This is a genomic window from Hymenobacter glacieicola, assembly GCF_014640315.1.
GTDB lineage: Bacteria > Bacteroidota > Bacteroidia > Cytophagales > Hymenobacteraceae > Hymenobacter > Hymenobacter glacieicola.
Genome location: NZ_BMGS01000004.1, coordinates 105,942 through 122,263, shown reverse-complemented (window position 1 = coordinate 122,263; position 16,322 = coordinate 105,942). Strand labels below are relative to the sequence as shown.

Below are 16,322 nucleotides of genomic sequence, written 5' to 3'. Positions count from 1 at the left end.
AGGTAGCGAATAATGGGCAGAAAAAAAGCCCGGCTCCTGGAGGGAGTCGGGCTTTTGCTAGATTTTCAGAGGAGAAGTGTCATACTGCGCTTCTAACTTTCATGTCCGCAAAGAGGCCCGACCTCGCCCTGCACGGGGCGAATATTCATCAGGTTAAAGCACTTTGCGGTTAGGTTCAGCATGATGTTCCAAATATAAATTACTTTCTGAATATGTTGTATTCAGGCTCCCCTATTTTTTTGCCGAGAGTACAGCACTGGTACTGGCCTTATTTACCGTTAGGCTCATAGCCCATGGACAGGCGGGTATCACCGGTAATATGCAGCTTTACATTGGCTTGCTGGGCTGAGGGGTTCAGCAGCACAGCGGAGGAGCCCGCCATAAAGCGCAGGGTAGCCGACTGGCCCGGGGCCAGCATAGCTCGCCCAAAAATACCCCCACCCCGGGGCCGTTCCTTGAACTCGACGGGTACCTTGCCCACATTACGGGCCACTACCTTGAAGGCGCCAGGCTGGCTGCCACCCAGGACAAACTGCTTGCCGGGCTCGATGAGCAGACCTGAATTGACACCACCCGAACCGGCGGAAAACAGGCTGCCCAGCAACAGCAGCAAGCCCAGTGCTAAGGCGGGGCGCAGAAAAATGGAGGTAGGCATAGGATGCAGTGGTTGAAGTGAAACAATGCACCAAAGGAACACAGTCCCCTACCCCTTAGCGCCCCGATTTACAGTATGGGACATCCTAACTTATACTTTGACACCAGTCAGGGGCTTATCCCTGACGCCCTACTTGGCTGGGCGTTAGGCCGCGTAACTTCTTAAACACCCGATTAAATGTGGATTTAGAATTGAAACCTGCCTCCAAGGCCACCGCCAGTAGCGTGTAGTGTCGGTAGTGTGGGTCAAGAAGGCGACGCTCGGCCTCCCGTACCCGGAACTCGTTAATGAAGTCGTTGAAGTTCTGACCGCAGCCCGTATTGATGACCCGGGACAGCCACGAAGTGTTGGTGCGCAACTGCGCGGCCAATTCGCCCAGGGTTAACTCGGAGGCTAGATATGGCCGTTGGGTTTCCATGTGCCGAAGCAAGCGCTGGGTCCAGCGTTCCAACTCCGCGCTGTTCTCAGGCTGAACTTCAGCCGCAACCACTGGCAAAACCAAATCGGGCGCCGCGTTTGTCGTTAGTGGGCTGGCCGACGGGAGTTGGGCGAGGGTAGTAGCGGCTTCAACTGTGGGAACCAGACTCTCGGCAGCCTCTTTGGGCTGAAAGTGCAAGCCAGCGAGCCGGTGCCCGGTGAGCAAGCCAGCAATGCTTAGGTAGTACAGCAGCAGGCCCGTGAACAGGTAGTCGTACCAGGCTTGGTAGTAACTGAGTGGAAGTAGCCAGGTGTTGATAAACCCGAAGCCCAGCATTACCAGTGTCCCTATTACCACGGCCACCAGCACGTTGCGCAGCCACCGAAACCGAATCTGGGCGGTGTCGGAGAAGTTGTCATTCAGGTAGTGGGCATACACGCGGTAGGCTTGCAGGGTGCGCACGGCGTAGGCTAGTACCAGTAGGTAAGCCACGGCATCAACCCAGTACCCAATCGGCTGCTGATCGGCCCAAAAGGCCAGCGGGCCTTTCGTGCCGTAATGCGCTGGTAGTGCCCGTTGCTGCATGCCATGCCACCACCCAACATCGTACACAAACACGACCAGGCGCCAGCCCACCCAAGCCAGGGCCGGCACGAAGTGGCGCCAGTGCTGCCGCCGCAGGTGGAACTCCTGGTTGGTGAGGCTGCGAAAGTAAAAGTACAGCACCGGCCCCACCGCCAGCCAATTACTGAACGGGAAGTAAAACATGAACACCGTGCGCGCATCGTGCGAGTCGTACCAGCCGGCAAAGCCCAGCATCCACTGAGCTAACCGCAGGGCGTGCAAAAGCAGCAGCAGGGCCAGCCACTTATCGGCTCCCGCGTCCTCTCGCTGGCTTCGCACGGCCAGCACTCCGGCCACAACTACTCCCTGCACGAAAAACGGCAGCAGCACTCCGCTATACACATTGAAAGTGAAGAACATGACACCAAGGTAATAGTAGAAAAGGCCGCGGCTACCGAAAGCGGAACCGGAGTCCACTTTCGGTAGCCGCGGCCTTGCTGCTGGGCTTACCCGAGGAGTTTCTTCCTCAACGTATTAGCAACCGTCTGGCATGCTCTCCTGGTGGCTACCAAGAAGACGCCAGAGGTCAGGCAGCTTATTGGAGCCGGAGCAGCATGAACCCTCCGCTGGGCTCCGACACGCATAGGCAGCGCGCCAACGACCCAACTTCTACAGCCCTTAGTCCAGCTCCTGCCGCAGCGCGTACACCTTGCGCAGGTTGCGAATCAGGCGGGCCGACTCCTGGAAGTTCAGCGTCTGGGCTCCATCGGAAGCAGCTTCTTCGGGCTTCTCATGGGCCTCGTAGATGATGCCATCGGCGCCGGCCATCACGGCAGCCAGGGCCATGGACGGCACGTAGTCGCGGATGCCGATGCCGTGGGAAGGGTCCACGATGACGGGCAGGTGGGTTTTCTCCTTCAGGATAGGCACGGCGTTTAAATCCAGGGTGTTACGCGAAGCCGTTTCAAAAGTCCGAATGCCGCGCTCACAGAGAACCAACTTCTCATTGCCGCCCGAAAACACGTACTCCGCCGACGAGAGCAGCTCCTCAATCGTGCCCGAAATACCGCGCTTAATCAGCACCGGCTTGTCCACGCCGCCGAGGGCATCAAGCAGGTTGAAGTTCTGGGTGTTGCGGGCGCCTACCTGGAACACGTCCACGTAGTCGTGCATTTCCTCCACCTGCGAGACCTGCATGACCTCCGTCACAATTTTGATGCCTCGCGCCCGCGCCATCTGGTGAAACAGCTTCAGGCCGTCCATGCCCAGGCCGCGGAAGGAATAGGGCGACGAGCGGGGCTTGAACACGCCGCCCCGCATAATGCGCACGTCGTTGTCCAGGAGGTGCTGCATGATGCTTTCCATCTGTGCTTCGCTCTCAATGCTGCAGGGGCCGGCGGCCAGCATGAGGCTGCCTTCTCCTACCCGCACCCCGTCGCCGAGGTCGAGCACGGTGGGACGTACGCGCCACTTGCGCGACACGAGCTGGTAGTCGTCGGATACTTGGTGAATATCCAGAATACCCGGCAGCTGCCCGATGGAGCGCAGGTCGATATCGGCCTTCCCAATGGCCACGAGGTAGTGGGCGCGCTGGGTTCTGACGTTCGTGATTTTGTACTTCAGGCCTTTAATGTGTTTCTCGATGGCCTGCTGGGCAGCCTCGGAAATATGGGAGTCGAGTTGGATGATCATGTGCTGGTGGGAGAATATCGGTTGTTGTCTTTCGCGCTGCTCTGGCTGACAAACGGTACGGAGCTGGTCTGACAGCTTACCTACTTAAGAACAGAGGAAACAAACCGGGCGGCGGCGGCCGGCGCGTCATCAGTACCCTCCAAAGCCCGAATCAGGGCCGAGCCGATAATGGCGCCTTCGGCGTACTGACACGCCCGTTGAAACGACGCCTTATCACCAATGCCGAAGCCGATGAGGCGGGGGTTGCGCAGGTTCATGGCCTCAATGCGCTGAAAGTACGCCTCCTGCACCCCCTCGGCCTGGGTGTTGGCCCCGCCCGTAGTTCCGGGGCCCGACACGAGGTAGAGAAACGAATCCGTCAGCTCATCAATGCGGCGGATCCGCTCGGGAGCGGTTTGTGGGGTGATGAGAAACACGGGCCGCAGGTTGTAGCGCCGAAACATGTCCTGGTACTCGGCCACGTAGTCGTCAAGGGGCAGATCGGGCAGGATAACGCCGTCGACGCCGGCCGCGGCGGCCTCGCGGCAGAAGTTTTCTACCCCAAACTGCATCACCGGATTTAGGTAACCCATGAGCAGAATGGGGGCTTCGGGCACTTCCTGGCGGATGCCTTCCAGCTGCTGAAACAGCACCCGCATGTTCATGCCGTTCTGCAGAGCGGCCGTGCTGCTGGCCTGAATCACGGGACCATCGGCCAGCGGATCGGAAAACGGCATCCCAATTTCAATGAGGTCGGCGCCGGCTTGCGTGAGCGACTTAATGAGCGGCACCGTGTCGTGCAGGCTGGGGTAGCCGGCGGTGAAATACACGTTGAGCAGACCTTTGCCCTTCTTCTGGAAAGCCTGTTGAATACGATTTTGCATGATGATTTTGTTTGTCCTGCTGAGCGCAGCCGAAGCATCTCTACCGCTGGCTAATCAGTAGAGGAAGCAACGAAGCGGGAGAGATGCTTCGACTCCGCTCAGTAGGACACTAGTTGGTCAACTGGCTTTACAGGATGGTGTCGGCATACTTGAGGTAGGTTTCTAGGTCCTTGTCGCCGCGGCCGGAAAGGTTGACCACTACCACGTCGTCGGGGCCGGCGCCCAACTGGCCCAGGGCGGCCAGGGCGTGGGCGGTTTCGAGGGCGGGAATAATGCCTTCCAGGCGGCTCAGTTCGGCCACGGCGCGCAGGGCGTCCTCGTCCTCAATGCTGATAAACCGGGCCCGGCCGGAATCGGCCAGAAACGCGTGCAGGGGACCAATGCCGGGGTAATCGAGGCCGGCCGACAGGGAGTAGGGCTCGGTAATCTGGCCGTCCTCGTCCTGCATGAGTAAGGTGCGGGAGCCGTGAATGATGCCCGGCTTGCCCAGCACCGAAGTAGCGGCCGAGTGCCCGGAATTAACGCCGTGTCCGGCCGCTTCCACGGCCACCAGCTTCACGGCAGGCTCTTCCAGGAAATGGTAAAAAGCGCCGGCCGCGTTGGAGCCGCCGCCCACGCAGGCCACCACATAGCTGGGCAGCTCCGAACCCGTTTTTTCCAGCAGCTGCTTGCGCATTTCCTCACTGATAACGGCCTGCAGGCGCGCCACCAGATCGGGGTACGGGTGCGGGCCCACCACCGAGCCAATGATGTAATGCGTGTCCACGGGGTTGCTGATCCAGTCCCGGATGGCCTCGTTGGTAGCATCCTTGAGGGTGCGGCTGCCGCTCAGGGCCGCCCGCACTTCGGCCCCCAGCAGGCGCATACGGTACACGTTCGGCTTCTGGCGCTCCATGTCAATTTCGCCCATGTACACGATGCACTGCATGCCCATCAGGGCGCACACCGTGGCCGTGGCGACGCCGTGCTGGCCCGCCCCGGTTTCGGCGATGATGCGGGTTTTGCCCAGGCGCTTGGCCAGCAGAATCTGCCCCACGGTGTTGTTCACTTTGTGGGCTCCGGTGTGGCAGAGGTCCTCGCGCTTGAGGTACACGTGGGTGTTATACTTCGCCGACAAGCGCTTGGCCTCAAACAGCGGAGTCGGCCGGCCCACGTAGTCGCGGAGCAGTTGCTGGTACTCCTGCTGAAACGCGGGGTCAGCGAGGATGTCGAGGTACTGCTGGCGCAGCTCTTCCACGTTGGGGTAGAGCATTTCCGGAATGAAGGCGCCGCCGAACTGGCCGTAGTAGCCGCGCTCCGTAGGTTGTTGATAGGTCGTACTCATGGTTTCTCGGGAAGTTTTGGGGTAGGTAGCGCATCAAGAAGCAGCGCCGAAGCCCTGCCAAACGTTGCGCACAACAGGTACTTAGGGGCGGAGCTGCTGAAACATCTGCCGCAGCAGGTTGGCATCTTTCACGCCGGGCTCGGTTTCGAATTTGCTGTTCAGGTCCAGGGCAAACAAGCCAGGAAGCTGCAGGTTCCGCAGCAGATCGGCGTGCTCCAGGGCCAAGCCGCCGGCTAGGAAGTATGGCACCGGCAGACTGTAATCGGCCAGAAGCTGCCAGTCGAAGGCCGTGCCGTTGCCGCCGGGGTGGGCCCCGGCCGTGTCAAACAGGAAAAAGTCAACCTGCCCCACGTAGGGTAGCAACTGGGCGAAGTCGAACTGTGCCCCTATGGCAAAGGCTTTGATGACCACTACCCCGGTAGCGCGCAGCAAGGCGCAGGTTTCGGGCGTTTCGGTGCCGTGGAGCTGCACGGCCTGCAAGCCGTACTGGGTGATGCGCTCCTGAATAACGGCCGTGTCTTCGTCCACGAACACACCTACCTTCCGGATGGTGGCCGGAACTGCGGCCGCATCGGCGGGCGTGAGCGTGGGCGTGGCGTAGCGCCGGGATTTGGGGTAGAAGATGAAGCCCAGAAAGTCGGGGCGCAGGGCGGCTACCGCCCGCAGGTTGTCGGGCCGGGCCATGCCGCAGACTTTCAGGCGTACACTCATGATAGTACGGTTACGGCTTCGGTGGCGCGAAGCTGCTGCACCAGGGCGGCGCAGGCTTTTTCGGGGCGCGAGTGGCGCATGAACGTTTCCCCAATCAGGAAGCCCCGGTAGCCCACGGCCCGCAACGCCTCAATATCGGCCGCCGAAGTCAGGCCGCTTTCCGTCACTTTCACGAACTCATCGGGGATGCGCTGGGCCAACTCGCCCGAGGTATCCAGGCTCACGCTAAAGTCGTGGAGGTTGCGGTTGTTGACGCCTACTAGGCTCACGGCGTCGGGATGCAGGGTTTTGTCGAGCTCCTCGGCGTTGTGAATTTCGAGCAGCACTTCCAGGCCCAGGCTTTTGGCCAGGCGGCCCAGGCGCAGCACTTCCTCACCGCTGAGCACGGCTGCAATCAGCAGCACGGCGTCGGCCCCAATGCTCTTGGCTTCCAGAATCTGGTACTCATCCACCACGAAATCCTTGCGCAGAATGGGGCAGAAATTAAACCGGCGGGCGATGGTCAGGTCCTCATTCTTGCCCCCAAAAAACTCCGCATCCGTCAGCACCGAGAGGGCCGAGGCGCCGGCTTGCATGTAGCCCAGGGTGGTGCGCTCCACCGGGGCGTGGGGGTTAATAAAGCCCTTGCTCGGCGACTTGCGCTTGAACTCAGCAATGATGCCGCTCAAATCGTCGCGTAGCAGGTAGCGGCGCAGGCTCAGGGGCGGCGTCGGCATGTACAGGCTTTGCTCCAGCAGCTTCACTGGCACCAGGCTCTGGCGGTCAGCTACTTCCTGGCGCTTGTGGGCAATGATTTTATCGAGAATCGTAGGCATTGGCGGGCCGCCGGATGGTGTGCGGCGGAAGTTTAGGGTGGTTTCCTTTTGGCGAAAAGGAATTGAGTGAACAGTATTCAGAGGAAAAGGAGCCCGAAGGCCGAAATCTTTATGCGGTTGTAAAGACGCAACATGTTGCGTCTCTTTGTTGCTAATGTTGTTTAGGCTGTCCTTCCGAGCAACGCGAGGAATCCGGGTTAGCCTCTTGTGAATAATCCAGATTCCTCGTTCCTGGCTTGATGCGCCACATGCTCGGAAGGACAGAAGGTGTTACTTGTTCTGCCACCACCCGTTCAACGACGAGACGCAAGATATTGCGTCTCTACCACCGCCCTGTTATAAGCTGGTGGCGTGACTGTGCGTAACGGCTACCAGCTTGCGCAGGGCCTGCCGCGCCCGCCCCGAGTCCAGGGACTCCTGCGCGGCGGCCAGGGCCTCGGCAAAGCGGAAGGTGGGCTCCAGGCACCGGATGGCCAGGGCGGCGTTGGCCGTTACCACGTCGCGCTGGGCCCGGGTGGCCCGGTTTTCCAGCACGTCCAAGAACAACCGGGCCGACTCCTGCGCGGTTTTTCCGCCGGCCAGCTCTTCCGGCAACGTGGTTGTCAGGCCCAGGTCGGCGGCGGTTACTACCTGCTCGCCCTCCGGCGTAGCCAGTTTGGCGGCGGCCGTCAGCGAGAGTTCGTCGTAGCCATCAAGAGCGTGCACTACCGCGTAGCGCGTATTGGTTTGCTGCAGCAGGTAGTGGTAGAGGCGCAGCAGCTCCAGGCTGAAGGTGCCGGCTACCTGATAGTTAGGCCGGGCCGGATTCACCAGCGGGCCCAAAATGTTGAAGAAGGTGCGCACGCCCAGTTCCCGCCGCACGGGTCCGGCGTGGCGCATGGCCGGGTGAAACGAGGGGGCGTGCAGAAAGCAGATGTTGGCTTGCTCGAGCTGCCGCTGCAGCACATCGTTGCCCACGCCAAACTCAACCCCGAGCTGAGCCAGCACATCCGACGACCCGCACACCGATGACACGCCGATGTTGCCGTGCTTGGTGACTTTGTAGCCCGCACCGGCCACCACAAAGCAGGCCAACGTGCTGATGTTGAGCGTGTCCTTGCCGTCGCCGCCGGTGCCTACAATATCCACCGTGTCGTGGGTTCCCAGCGCCGGGTCGCGGCTCAGGCTCAGCAGCGCATCGCGGAAGCCCGCCAGCTCCGGCACCGAAATCGGCCGCATGCGGTACACGCTCATGAAGGCCGCCATTTCCGAAGCGTTGGCCTCGCCCTGCCCAATGCGCAGCATGGCTTCGCGCGCTTCGGCGTGGGTGAGCAGTTGCTGGTCAAATAACTGGTTAAGAATCTGTTTCACAATTCGCGGTAGCAGTCAGCGGGTAGCTTTCCGCTTTGGGGTGGGGTAGTAAATAGGAATGCGGGGCGCTGGTCAGGCAAGGTCCGAATGGGGCTCAGGCCAGCCAGTTGGCCAGCATCTGGTGGCCGTGCTCGGTGAGAATGGATTCGGGGTGGAACTGCACGCCGCGCACATCGTACTCGCGGTGGCGGAAGGCCATTACCTGCCCGTTGGTATCCACGGCCGTTACCTCCAGCTCCGCCGGCACCGATTCGGGCCGCACGCTCCAGGAGTGGTAACGCCCTATCTTGAAATGCGTGGGCAAGCCGGCAAACAGGCGGTCCGGGGCGGTTATGGTGGCGTCGGTGGCCAGGCCGTGCACCACCTCGGGCAGGTTGTACAGCTCCCCGCCGAAGCTCTCAGCTAGGCCCTGGTGGCCCAGGCAAACGCCCAGCATACGCTTGGTGGGCGCGTAGCGGCGAATAATTTCGGGCATCAGCCCCGCCTCGGAAGGCACGCCCGGCCCCGGCGACAGTAGCACGGCATCATAATCGGCTACGTCCTCTACCCTGAGCTTGTCGTTGCGAATTACCGTGACGTTATCGGTATGGCCCAATTCCCGCAGCACCTGCACCAGGTTGTAGGTAAAGGAGTCGTAATTGTCGATGACGAGGATTTTCATGGGGGTGGTGGAGGTTAGATGTGGTCCTACGAATGCCGCGCAGCGGTTCGTAGGACCACTCTCGTTGCTGAAGTTGCGGACGGGCGCCGGAAACTGGCCTTGTGTAGTCGTTTAACGAGAGTGGTCTGACGAGGCCTGCGGCTACTCGTCGGACCACACCAAGCTACACCAGCTCGGCTTCTTCCAGGGCTTTGCGCAGGGCGGCCAGCTTGTGGTGCACCTCATTTAGTTCGGAGTTGATGTCGGAGGCGGCCACTACCCCGGCCCCGGCCTGGAAGTACAGCTGGCTGGCCGTGCTCAGGAAGGAACGAATCATGATGGCGTGGTTGAAGTCGCCGTTGAAGCCCAGGTGGCCAATGGCCCCGCCGTAGTAGCCGCGGGCCGTAGGTTCCAGCTCGTCAATGAGTTGCATGGCCCGGTGCTTAGGCGCCCCCGACAGCGTACCGGCCGGAAAGGTATCGGCCACTACCTGCAAGGAGCTGGCCTGCGGAGCCAGGCGGGCGGTTACCTCACTCACCAGGTGAATAACGTGGGAGTAGTACTGGATTTCCCGAAACACTTTCACCTGCACTTCGTCGCCGTGCCGGGCCAGGTCGTTGCGGGCCAGGTCCACGAGCATCACGTGCTCGGCGTTTTCCTTGGGGTCGTCGGCCAGCTTTTGGGCCAGGGCGGCATCCTGGGCATCGTGGCCGGTGCGGCGGAAGGTGCCGGCAATGGGGTACAGGCTCGCCTGCCGGCCTTTAATCAGCAGCTGGGTTTCGGGCGAGGAGCCGAAGATTTTAAAGGAGCCGTAATCGAAGTAAAACAGGTAGGGCGAGGGGTTGATGGAGCGCAGGGCCCGGTACACGTTGAACTCGTCGCCGGTGAAGCCCTGCTGAAACCGCCGCGACAACACAATCTGGAACACGTTGCCGCGGCGGCAGTGCTGCTGCCCGGCGGCCAGCACTTTTAGGAATTCCTCGTCGGTCTGGTTGGTTTGCTCCTCTCCTACCACGCGGAACTTGAAATCGGGCAAGGACGGGTTACGGATCAGGTTTACCAGCCGCGTCAGCCCATCTTCATCAACCGTTTGCCCGGCCAGCGTATGCTCAAACACATACAGCTCGTTGCGGAAGTGGTTAACGGCAATTACGTAGCGGTAGGTGCTGTACAGAATGTCCGGAATTTGGCCGGCGGCCTGCTTTACCGAGCTCAGCTCCAGGTCCTCGAAGTACTGCACGGCCTCGTAGCCCAGGTACCCAAACAGGCCGCCAGTAATGAAATCATGGCCCGTATCCTGGGTCTGGAAGCAATTAGCAAACTCCTGCAGCCGCTCCAAAGCCTGCCGGGGGTTGGTTAGCGTTTCCGTGGCCGTGGTATCGTCGGGGAAGGTTAGGGCCAACTCGCCGCCGCGCAGCTCAAAACGGGCCAGCGGATCGAAGGCCAGGTAGCTGAAAGCGTTCTGCTGGCCGTGGTAGTCGGAGCTTTCCAGCAGCAGGCAGTTGGCGTATCGGTCGCGCAGGCGCAGGTACAGCCCCACGGGAGTTACGGTATCGGCCAAAACGCGCAGGTGGCGGGTGTGCAGGTGGAAGGTTTTCATCGGCTGGTTGTGGGAGTGAGGTAGAGGACCAGCGCCGGGAAATAAAAAAGCCCGGCGGGGCGGCCGGGCTTTTGAGCTAATGCGAAGAAGGTTGTTCAGTTGACCTTAGCGCACGCACAGGATGTCCCGTCCGGAATTTCCGTAGGGCCACCACCACGCTTGCTGAGTCATTGAAAAGGTCATTGCCAAATAGGGTTGGGCGTTGAACGGGGCAAAGGTAAGCTGAGTTGATTTTTTCGCAAGCACAAGCCCGATTTTTTTTATTTACACCCACGCTGTATCATAACTTACTGTTTTACAAGCAGCTGCCGCCCTTGCTCCTCTCCCGCCCGTACCAACACCTCGTAGGTGCCCGCAGGTAGGCTCCCAACATTAACTGCGCTGCCAGTCCGTACTTTCTTCCTAAGAACTGTCTGCTGCTTGTGGTTCAGTACAGTTACCGTACCCCTTTTGAAACCCGCGGGCAGGTGTACTGCCAGCCGATTCTGTTCCGGATTCAGGTGCGCGCTGTAAGCTAGGGGCGGCTGATTTTTATAAGCAGTACTGTCCTGCCTGTACAGCCAGCGATAGGCCGCTGGAAACTCCCGCTTCCAGAACCACTCGGCATGCTTGCCATCAGCCGGGGTAGTGTACTCTACCCCGGCTCCGCTTCGTGCTAGGGTATCGTGCATAGCCTTCATGAAGGGCACCATGGTTTCGCTTTCCGTGGTGCCGCTAACGAAATAAAACTGCGTACCGGGCTGCGGCCGGTGTTGTTGCACGTAGCGGAACAGGGAGTCTTTAGCAAACCAGAAGGCCGGCGAAAACACGCCTACCTTGCTATATACCTGCGGGTACTTCAGGGCCGCGTAGGTGGAAATCAGGCCGCCCATGCTGCTGCCCGCAATGCCCGTAAACTCCCGGCCGCTTAGGGTTCGGTAGGTGGCATCAACGTAGGGCTTCAGGGTCCGGACCATAAAATCCACGTATTCGTTTCCTTGCCCGCCGCCGTATTCGGGGTTTTTCCAGGGCGAAAGCTCGTTGAGCCGTTCCGGGCCGCCGTTGTCCACGGCCACTACTATGCAGCCGGCCGCGTCCTGCCCGGCTTGCTGCAATTGTTGCAAAGTCTCATCTACTCCCCATTCCCCCGAGAAGCTGGTGCAGGCGTCAAACACGTTCTGGCCATCGTGCATATACAGCACGGGGTAGCGCTTAGCCCTGGCAGCGGTGTAGTCGGCGGGCAGGTAAACCCAGACGCGGCGGGTACGGCCCAGTTGGGGCATTGGGAAAGCGGGATTGATAATCTGCACGTGGGGCTGCAGGGCGGTGCTTGTGCAGGTGGTTGCTCCGGCACCATCTTTCCAAGCAGCTACGATTAACGTTACCTCACTTTTCCCAGGTAGCACAGTGTGCTGCCGGTTTTCGATATCTTGGTAGCCAGCATGGGTTTCTACCGTTTCCCAAGAGCCGCGGGTTATTTTATAAGTAAAAGGGCCCTGCACAGAAGCCGGTAGCGTAAGCTGGTAGCTACCATCCTGATTCTGGGTAAACCGATACGCAGTGCTAGCAGGCTGCCAGTTATTGCACGAGCCCGCTAGGTAAAGAGCAGCACCGGGTGAAGTAGCAGCAGGCACCTTGGTTATTCGCAAGGTGGTTTGGGCTAGGCCACTTTCACTGGACAAAATACCAAGTATCAGAAGAACGAAGGAGAGTCGCATAGCGCAAATGGGCGAGATATGAGGGCAAGCTACTACTATTCTATGCCACCAACGCCGCTGAATACGAGCCGAACCAGTTCAATCGTATCACCTCCCGCAAGAGCTTGAATAGAGGATAAACCCAATCTGTATTTTTCCTAGAATTTACTTTTTTCTTCAGCTCACACTTTCTCTATCCAGTAAGTAAGCCCTCACCTAAAGATGGAAAAACTCTCTGCGCAAATCTGAAGTTGTACTGGCTACTCCCACCCTTCCTTACCTTGTCAATCTCTAGAATATATACAAAAAATAGTGTATTAAAACTGTATTTACCGCCCGAAACCGTTGCGCCTGTATTGACAACTGCTTCCCGTTGTGACTTTAAGTCTTTTCAGAATACGTAAGGCACCTTACTGCTTTTACCCCTTACTAAAAGCACCTCTATCAACGAAAAAATACTGTGTTTCCCTTCTTATGACTATAAAAATTAATGCTCACTCTTTGCACGCGTGTTGAAATCACCTAATCCGCTTCTATTGACCATTTTCAACAAACATCAATACAGCACGCTGTTTTGTTAACACAGCACAAGGTATTATTAGTACCGAACTGTCCCTTTGAATGGCCTAATTGCTAGTGCAGACCTAATATGTGCGTGGTTTTTTGAGGTGTGCCAAACTAACTAGAATAAGTTCCAAACGCTTCACTGGGCTCTGGCATTTTCTATGCTGTTCAGAGCAGCAAAGAAAGTCCAATTATCACTATACCTGCTTCCCCCTTGTACCCCATTGTTTTTATTCCTATTAGCGCTTTAACTTGCGGTGTTTAGTAACAATTTGGTGATGTTGAACCCAAGTGAATGCGGCGATAATTCAGGCTCTAGCGACTGGCATTATCAAGGCCTCTACCCTTGGACGGGCCACTAAATTCCCACTCCGGTTTGTCCGGAAAAATCCATTTCAACCCCTAACTTTTTTTCAATGAAACACCCCTATCTAGCGAAACTGGCGCTGCCTCTCCTGTGCGCAGGTGTAAGCGTGAGCAGCGCATATGCGCAGGGAATCGGGACGGTGAGTGGCCGCGTACTCGATGAGAAGGGCGAAGGCATGCCCGGCGTTACGGTCCTGATTGAGGGCACCTCCCTGGGCGGTTCCACTAACTCTGACGGCACTTTCTCCATTCAGAACGTTCCCTCGGGCTCCCACACCTTGGTTATGTCGTTTGTGGGTTACACCACCAAGCGGCTGCCGATTAACGTAACGGCTGGACAGAATACGGCCGTGGCTGGGCTATCCATGTCGGAGAACACTACGCTGCTCAACGAGGCCGTAGTAGTAGGCTACGGGGTGCAGCGCCGTCAGGATGTGACGGGTTCCATTGCCACAGTGCAGGCTAAAGACTTTGTACCTGGGCAGGTAACAAACCCGGAGCAGCTGGTGCAGGGCAAAATTGCTGGCGTAAACATTACCACCGGGGGCGGTGCTCCTGGCGCCGCAACGACGATTCGTATCCGGGGTGGCTCCTCGCTTAATGCAAACAACGATCCGCTGTTTGTAGTTGATGGCGTGCCAGTAGATAAGGGCGGTATCAGCGGGGCCAGCAACCCACTATCGTTGATCAACCCCAACGATATTGAGTCAGTAACGGTCCTGAAGGACGCTTCTGCTTTGGCTATCTACGGTAACCGTGCGTCGAACGGGGTAGTGCTTATCACCACGAAGCGTGGAGTGCAGGGCGAGAAATTTACGGTAAACTTCTCTTCGCAGACTTCGGTTTCCCGGCCTTTCCGAACCTATGAAGTACTAGGGGCTGATGAATTCCGCTCCCTTATTCAAGCCAATGGCTCGGCCTCGCAGGTCGCCACGTTGGGCACCGCTAACACCGACTGGCAGGACGAGATTTTCCGCACTGCTACTACCCTTGATAACAACATCAGCCTGTCCGGCAACCTGGGCAAGGTGCCATTCCGCGTTTCCTACGGCAACCTCTACCAAGAGGGCATTGTTATTACGAACAAGCTGAAGCGTAATACCGGTGCCATCAGCCTTTCTCCTGTAGTTCTCGACGGCCATCTGCGCATCGATGTGAATGCGAAGGGTACCCAGCTGGAGAACCGCTTTATTGACAATGGCGCAATCGGTGGGGCCTTGTTCTATGACCCCACGCAACCGGTGCGTTCAGCAGAAAGCCAGTTTACTCCCTTCGGTGGCTACTATCAGTACCTTACGCCAACTGGTGTACCCCTGACGCTAGCCCCTGGCAACCCAGTAGCAGCCCTGCGCAACACGAACAACATCAGTGATGTACAGCGCTTTATCGGTAATGTACAGCTGGACTACAAGTTCCACTTCCTGCCCGAACTGCGTGCTAACCTAAACCTGGCCACCGACCTTTCGCGCGGCTCCGGCTCGTCAACCAGCTCGGTAACTGATTTCGGCAACTTTAACAGCACTGCGACTAACGTTAACCAGAACGGCCGTTACTCGCAGTACAAGCAGGATAAGGATATGCGCCTGCTGGAATTCTACCTTGCTTATAACAAGCAGCTAGGGGAGAATACCAAGTTTGATGTTCAGGCGGGCTACTCCTATCAGGATTTCGAAACCCAGGGTCCGTTATATCTACCTTACCGCTTCGACCGCACTACCCTGTTCACCCTCGGCCAAACGCAAACGGTTACGGGTTACTATGACCCCTTCCGCCTTATCTCGTATTTCGGTCGGGCTAACTTCACGGTTAAGGACCGTTACCTGCTGACGGCAACCCTGCGTAACGATAACACGTCCCGCTTTGGTGAGGATAACCGGAGCGGTTACTTTCCTGCTATTGGTTTGGGCTGGCGCCTGAAAGGCGAGGAATTCCTGGCTAACAACACGACTATCACGGAGCTGAAGCTGCGTGCCGGATATGGCACTACTGGTCAGCAGGAAATTGGTGGACCATTCGACTATCTGCCGCGCTACGTTACAGGTCGCTCCACAGTGCAATACCAGTTTGGGGTGGATGCTAACGGCAACCCGATTTTCGTTACCGCTCTACGTCCTTCCGGCTACAACAACGATTTGAAGTGGGAAACCACCACTACCTATAACGTTGGTTTGGACTGGGGTATTTTCGACAACCGCCTCTCCGGTACGGTTGATGTATACCAGCGTGAATCCAATGACCTGCTGGCCAACGTATTTGTGCCAGCGGGCGGCCTAGCTAACCAGCTAAACCGCAACATCGGCTCGCTGCGTAACCGCGGCGTAGAAGTTGCGCTGAATGCCTCGCCGGTACGTTCCGACGACTTTACCTGGGACCTTAACTTTAACGTGGCCTACAACAAGACTAAGATTACGGACTTAGGGCCCCAGCAGGAGAACTTCCCGGGTTACCTGGTGGAAGGTATTCCTGGTGGCACGGGAACCACGGTCCAGATCAACTCAGTGGGCTTCCCCAACAACGCGTACTATGTGTACCAGCAAGTATACGGCGAAAATGGCCGTCCGCTGGAGGGTATCTACGTAGATCGTAACGGTGATGGCACTGTAAATGAGCAGGATCTGTACCGCTACAAGCAGCGCGCGCCGCTGGCTACGTTCGGCTTGTCGACCAATTTTGCCTACAAGAAGTTTTCGCTGAATGCTGTGTTGCGTGCTAACACTGGCAACTACGTGTACAACTCCCTGGCTGGTAACTTGGCCAACTTTGCTAATGCCAACACTTCAACCGGTTTTGTAGGTAACCTGCCCGTTGGTATCCGTGACACTGGCTTCCGCACCCAGCAGGTTCTCTCCGACTACTACGTTGAGAATGGTTCGTTTATCCGCGGCGAGAATATTACCCTGGGCTACAACGTAGGCAAGATTTTCCGTGAAGGATCGAATCTTCGCTTAACAGCTGCTGTTCAGAATGTATTCCTTATCACCAAGTACAAGGGCTTGGATCCGGAAATCTTTAATGGAGTTGATAACAACTTCTATCCCCGCTCCCGCACTTTCACCTTTGGCGTGAACGCCAGCTTCTAACCCA

At 58.0% G+C, this 16,322-nt stretch carries 12 protein-coding genes; 1 reads left to right on the top strand and 11 read right to left on the bottom strand.

The window, feature by feature from the left end:
* Nucleotides 1-268 precede the first annotated feature (268 nt).
* From IEW18_RS08510 to IEW18_RS08460, 11 genes are all read right to left on the bottom strand, one after another.
* Nucleotides 269-655 carry a hypothetical protein gene (locus tag IEW18_RS08510; RefSeq protein WP_188557416.1) on the bottom strand — a complete coding sequence of 129 codons (387 nt, stop codon included), beginning with the start codon at nucleotides 653-655 and terminating at the stop codon, nucleotides 269-271.
* Between the two features lie 115 nt (nucleotides 656-770).
* Nucleotides 771-2,057, bottom strand: coding sequence for a helix-turn-helix domain-containing protein (locus tag IEW18_RS08505; RefSeq protein ID WP_188557415.1), 1,287 nt, complete (start codon nucleotides 2,055-2,057; stop codon nucleotides 771-773).
* A gap of 258 nt (nucleotides 2,058-2,315) precedes the next feature.
* Nucleotides 2,316-3,329 carry a 3-deoxy-7-phosphoheptulonate synthase gene (gene aroF, locus IEW18_RS08500; protein ID WP_188557414.1) on the bottom strand — a complete coding sequence of 338 codons (1,014 nt, stop codon included), beginning with the start codon at nucleotides 3,327-3,329 and terminating at the stop codon, nucleotides 2,316-2,318.
* Between the two features lie 80 nt (nucleotides 3,330-3,409).
* Nucleotides 3,410-4,192 (bottom strand): tryptophan synthase subunit alpha, encoded by a 783-nt coding sequence (gene trpA / locus IEW18_RS08495; protein ID WP_188557413.1) that lies wholly within the window; start codon nucleotides 4,190-4,192, stop codon nucleotides 3,410-3,412.
* A gap of 127 nt (nucleotides 4,193-4,319) precedes the next feature.
* Nucleotides 4,320-5,516, bottom strand: a complete 1,197-nt coding sequence (gene trpB, locus IEW18_RS08490; RefSeq protein WP_188557412.1) for a tryptophan synthase subunit beta — start codon at nucleotides 5,514-5,516, stop codon at nucleotides 4,320-4,322.
* Between the two features lie 81 nt (nucleotides 5,517-5,597).
* Nucleotides 5,598-6,227 (bottom strand): phosphoribosylanthranilate isomerase, encoded by a 630-nt coding sequence (locus IEW18_RS08485; RefSeq protein ID WP_188557411.1) that lies wholly within the window; start codon nucleotides 6,225-6,227, stop codon nucleotides 5,598-5,600.
* Nucleotides 6,224-7,042, bottom strand: coding sequence for an indole-3-glycerol phosphate synthase TrpC (gene trpC, locus IEW18_RS08480; protein WP_188557410.1), 819 nt, complete (start codon nucleotides 7,040-7,042; stop codon nucleotides 6,224-6,226). The genes IEW18_RS08485 and trpC overlap by 4 nt, the downstream gene beginning before the upstream one ends.
* Nucleotides 7,043-7,378: 336 nt before the next feature.
* The gene (gene trpD, locus IEW18_RS08475; RefSeq protein ID WP_188557409.1) at nucleotides 7,379-8,392 is read right to left on the bottom strand and encodes an anthranilate phosphoribosyltransferase; all 1,014 of its coding nucleotides are present in this window, start codon (nucleotides 8,390-8,392) and stop codon (nucleotides 7,379-7,381) included.
* Nucleotides 8,393-8,486: 94 nt separating this feature from the next.
* Nucleotides 8,487-9,053 carry an anthranilate synthase component II gene (locus IEW18_RS08470; protein WP_188557408.1) on the bottom strand — a complete coding sequence of 189 codons (567 nt, stop codon included), beginning with the start codon at nucleotides 9,051-9,053 and terminating at the stop codon, nucleotides 8,487-8,489.
* A gap of 163 nt (nucleotides 9,054-9,216) precedes the next feature.
* The gene (locus tag IEW18_RS08465; protein ID WP_188557407.1) at nucleotides 9,217-10,632 is read right to left on the bottom strand and encodes an anthranilate synthase component I family protein; all 1,416 of its coding nucleotides are present in this window, start codon (nucleotides 10,630-10,632) and stop codon (nucleotides 9,217-9,219) included.
* Between the two features lie 287 nt (nucleotides 10,633-10,919).
* Complete coding sequence (locus IEW18_RS08460) at nucleotides 10,920-11,894, bottom strand: alpha/beta hydrolase (RefSeq protein WP_188557406.1); 975 nt, start codon at nucleotides 11,892-11,894, stop codon at nucleotides 10,920-10,922.
* Nucleotides 11,895-13,288: 1,394 nt separating this feature from the next.
* Here IEW18_RS08460 and IEW18_RS08455 point away from each other — a divergent pair.
* Nucleotides 13,289-16,318, top strand: a complete 3,030-nt coding sequence (locus tag IEW18_RS08455; protein ID WP_188557405.1) for a SusC/RagA family TonB-linked outer membrane protein — start codon at nucleotides 13,289-13,291, stop codon at nucleotides 16,316-16,318.
* Nucleotides 16,319-16,322 lie beyond the last annotated feature (4 nt).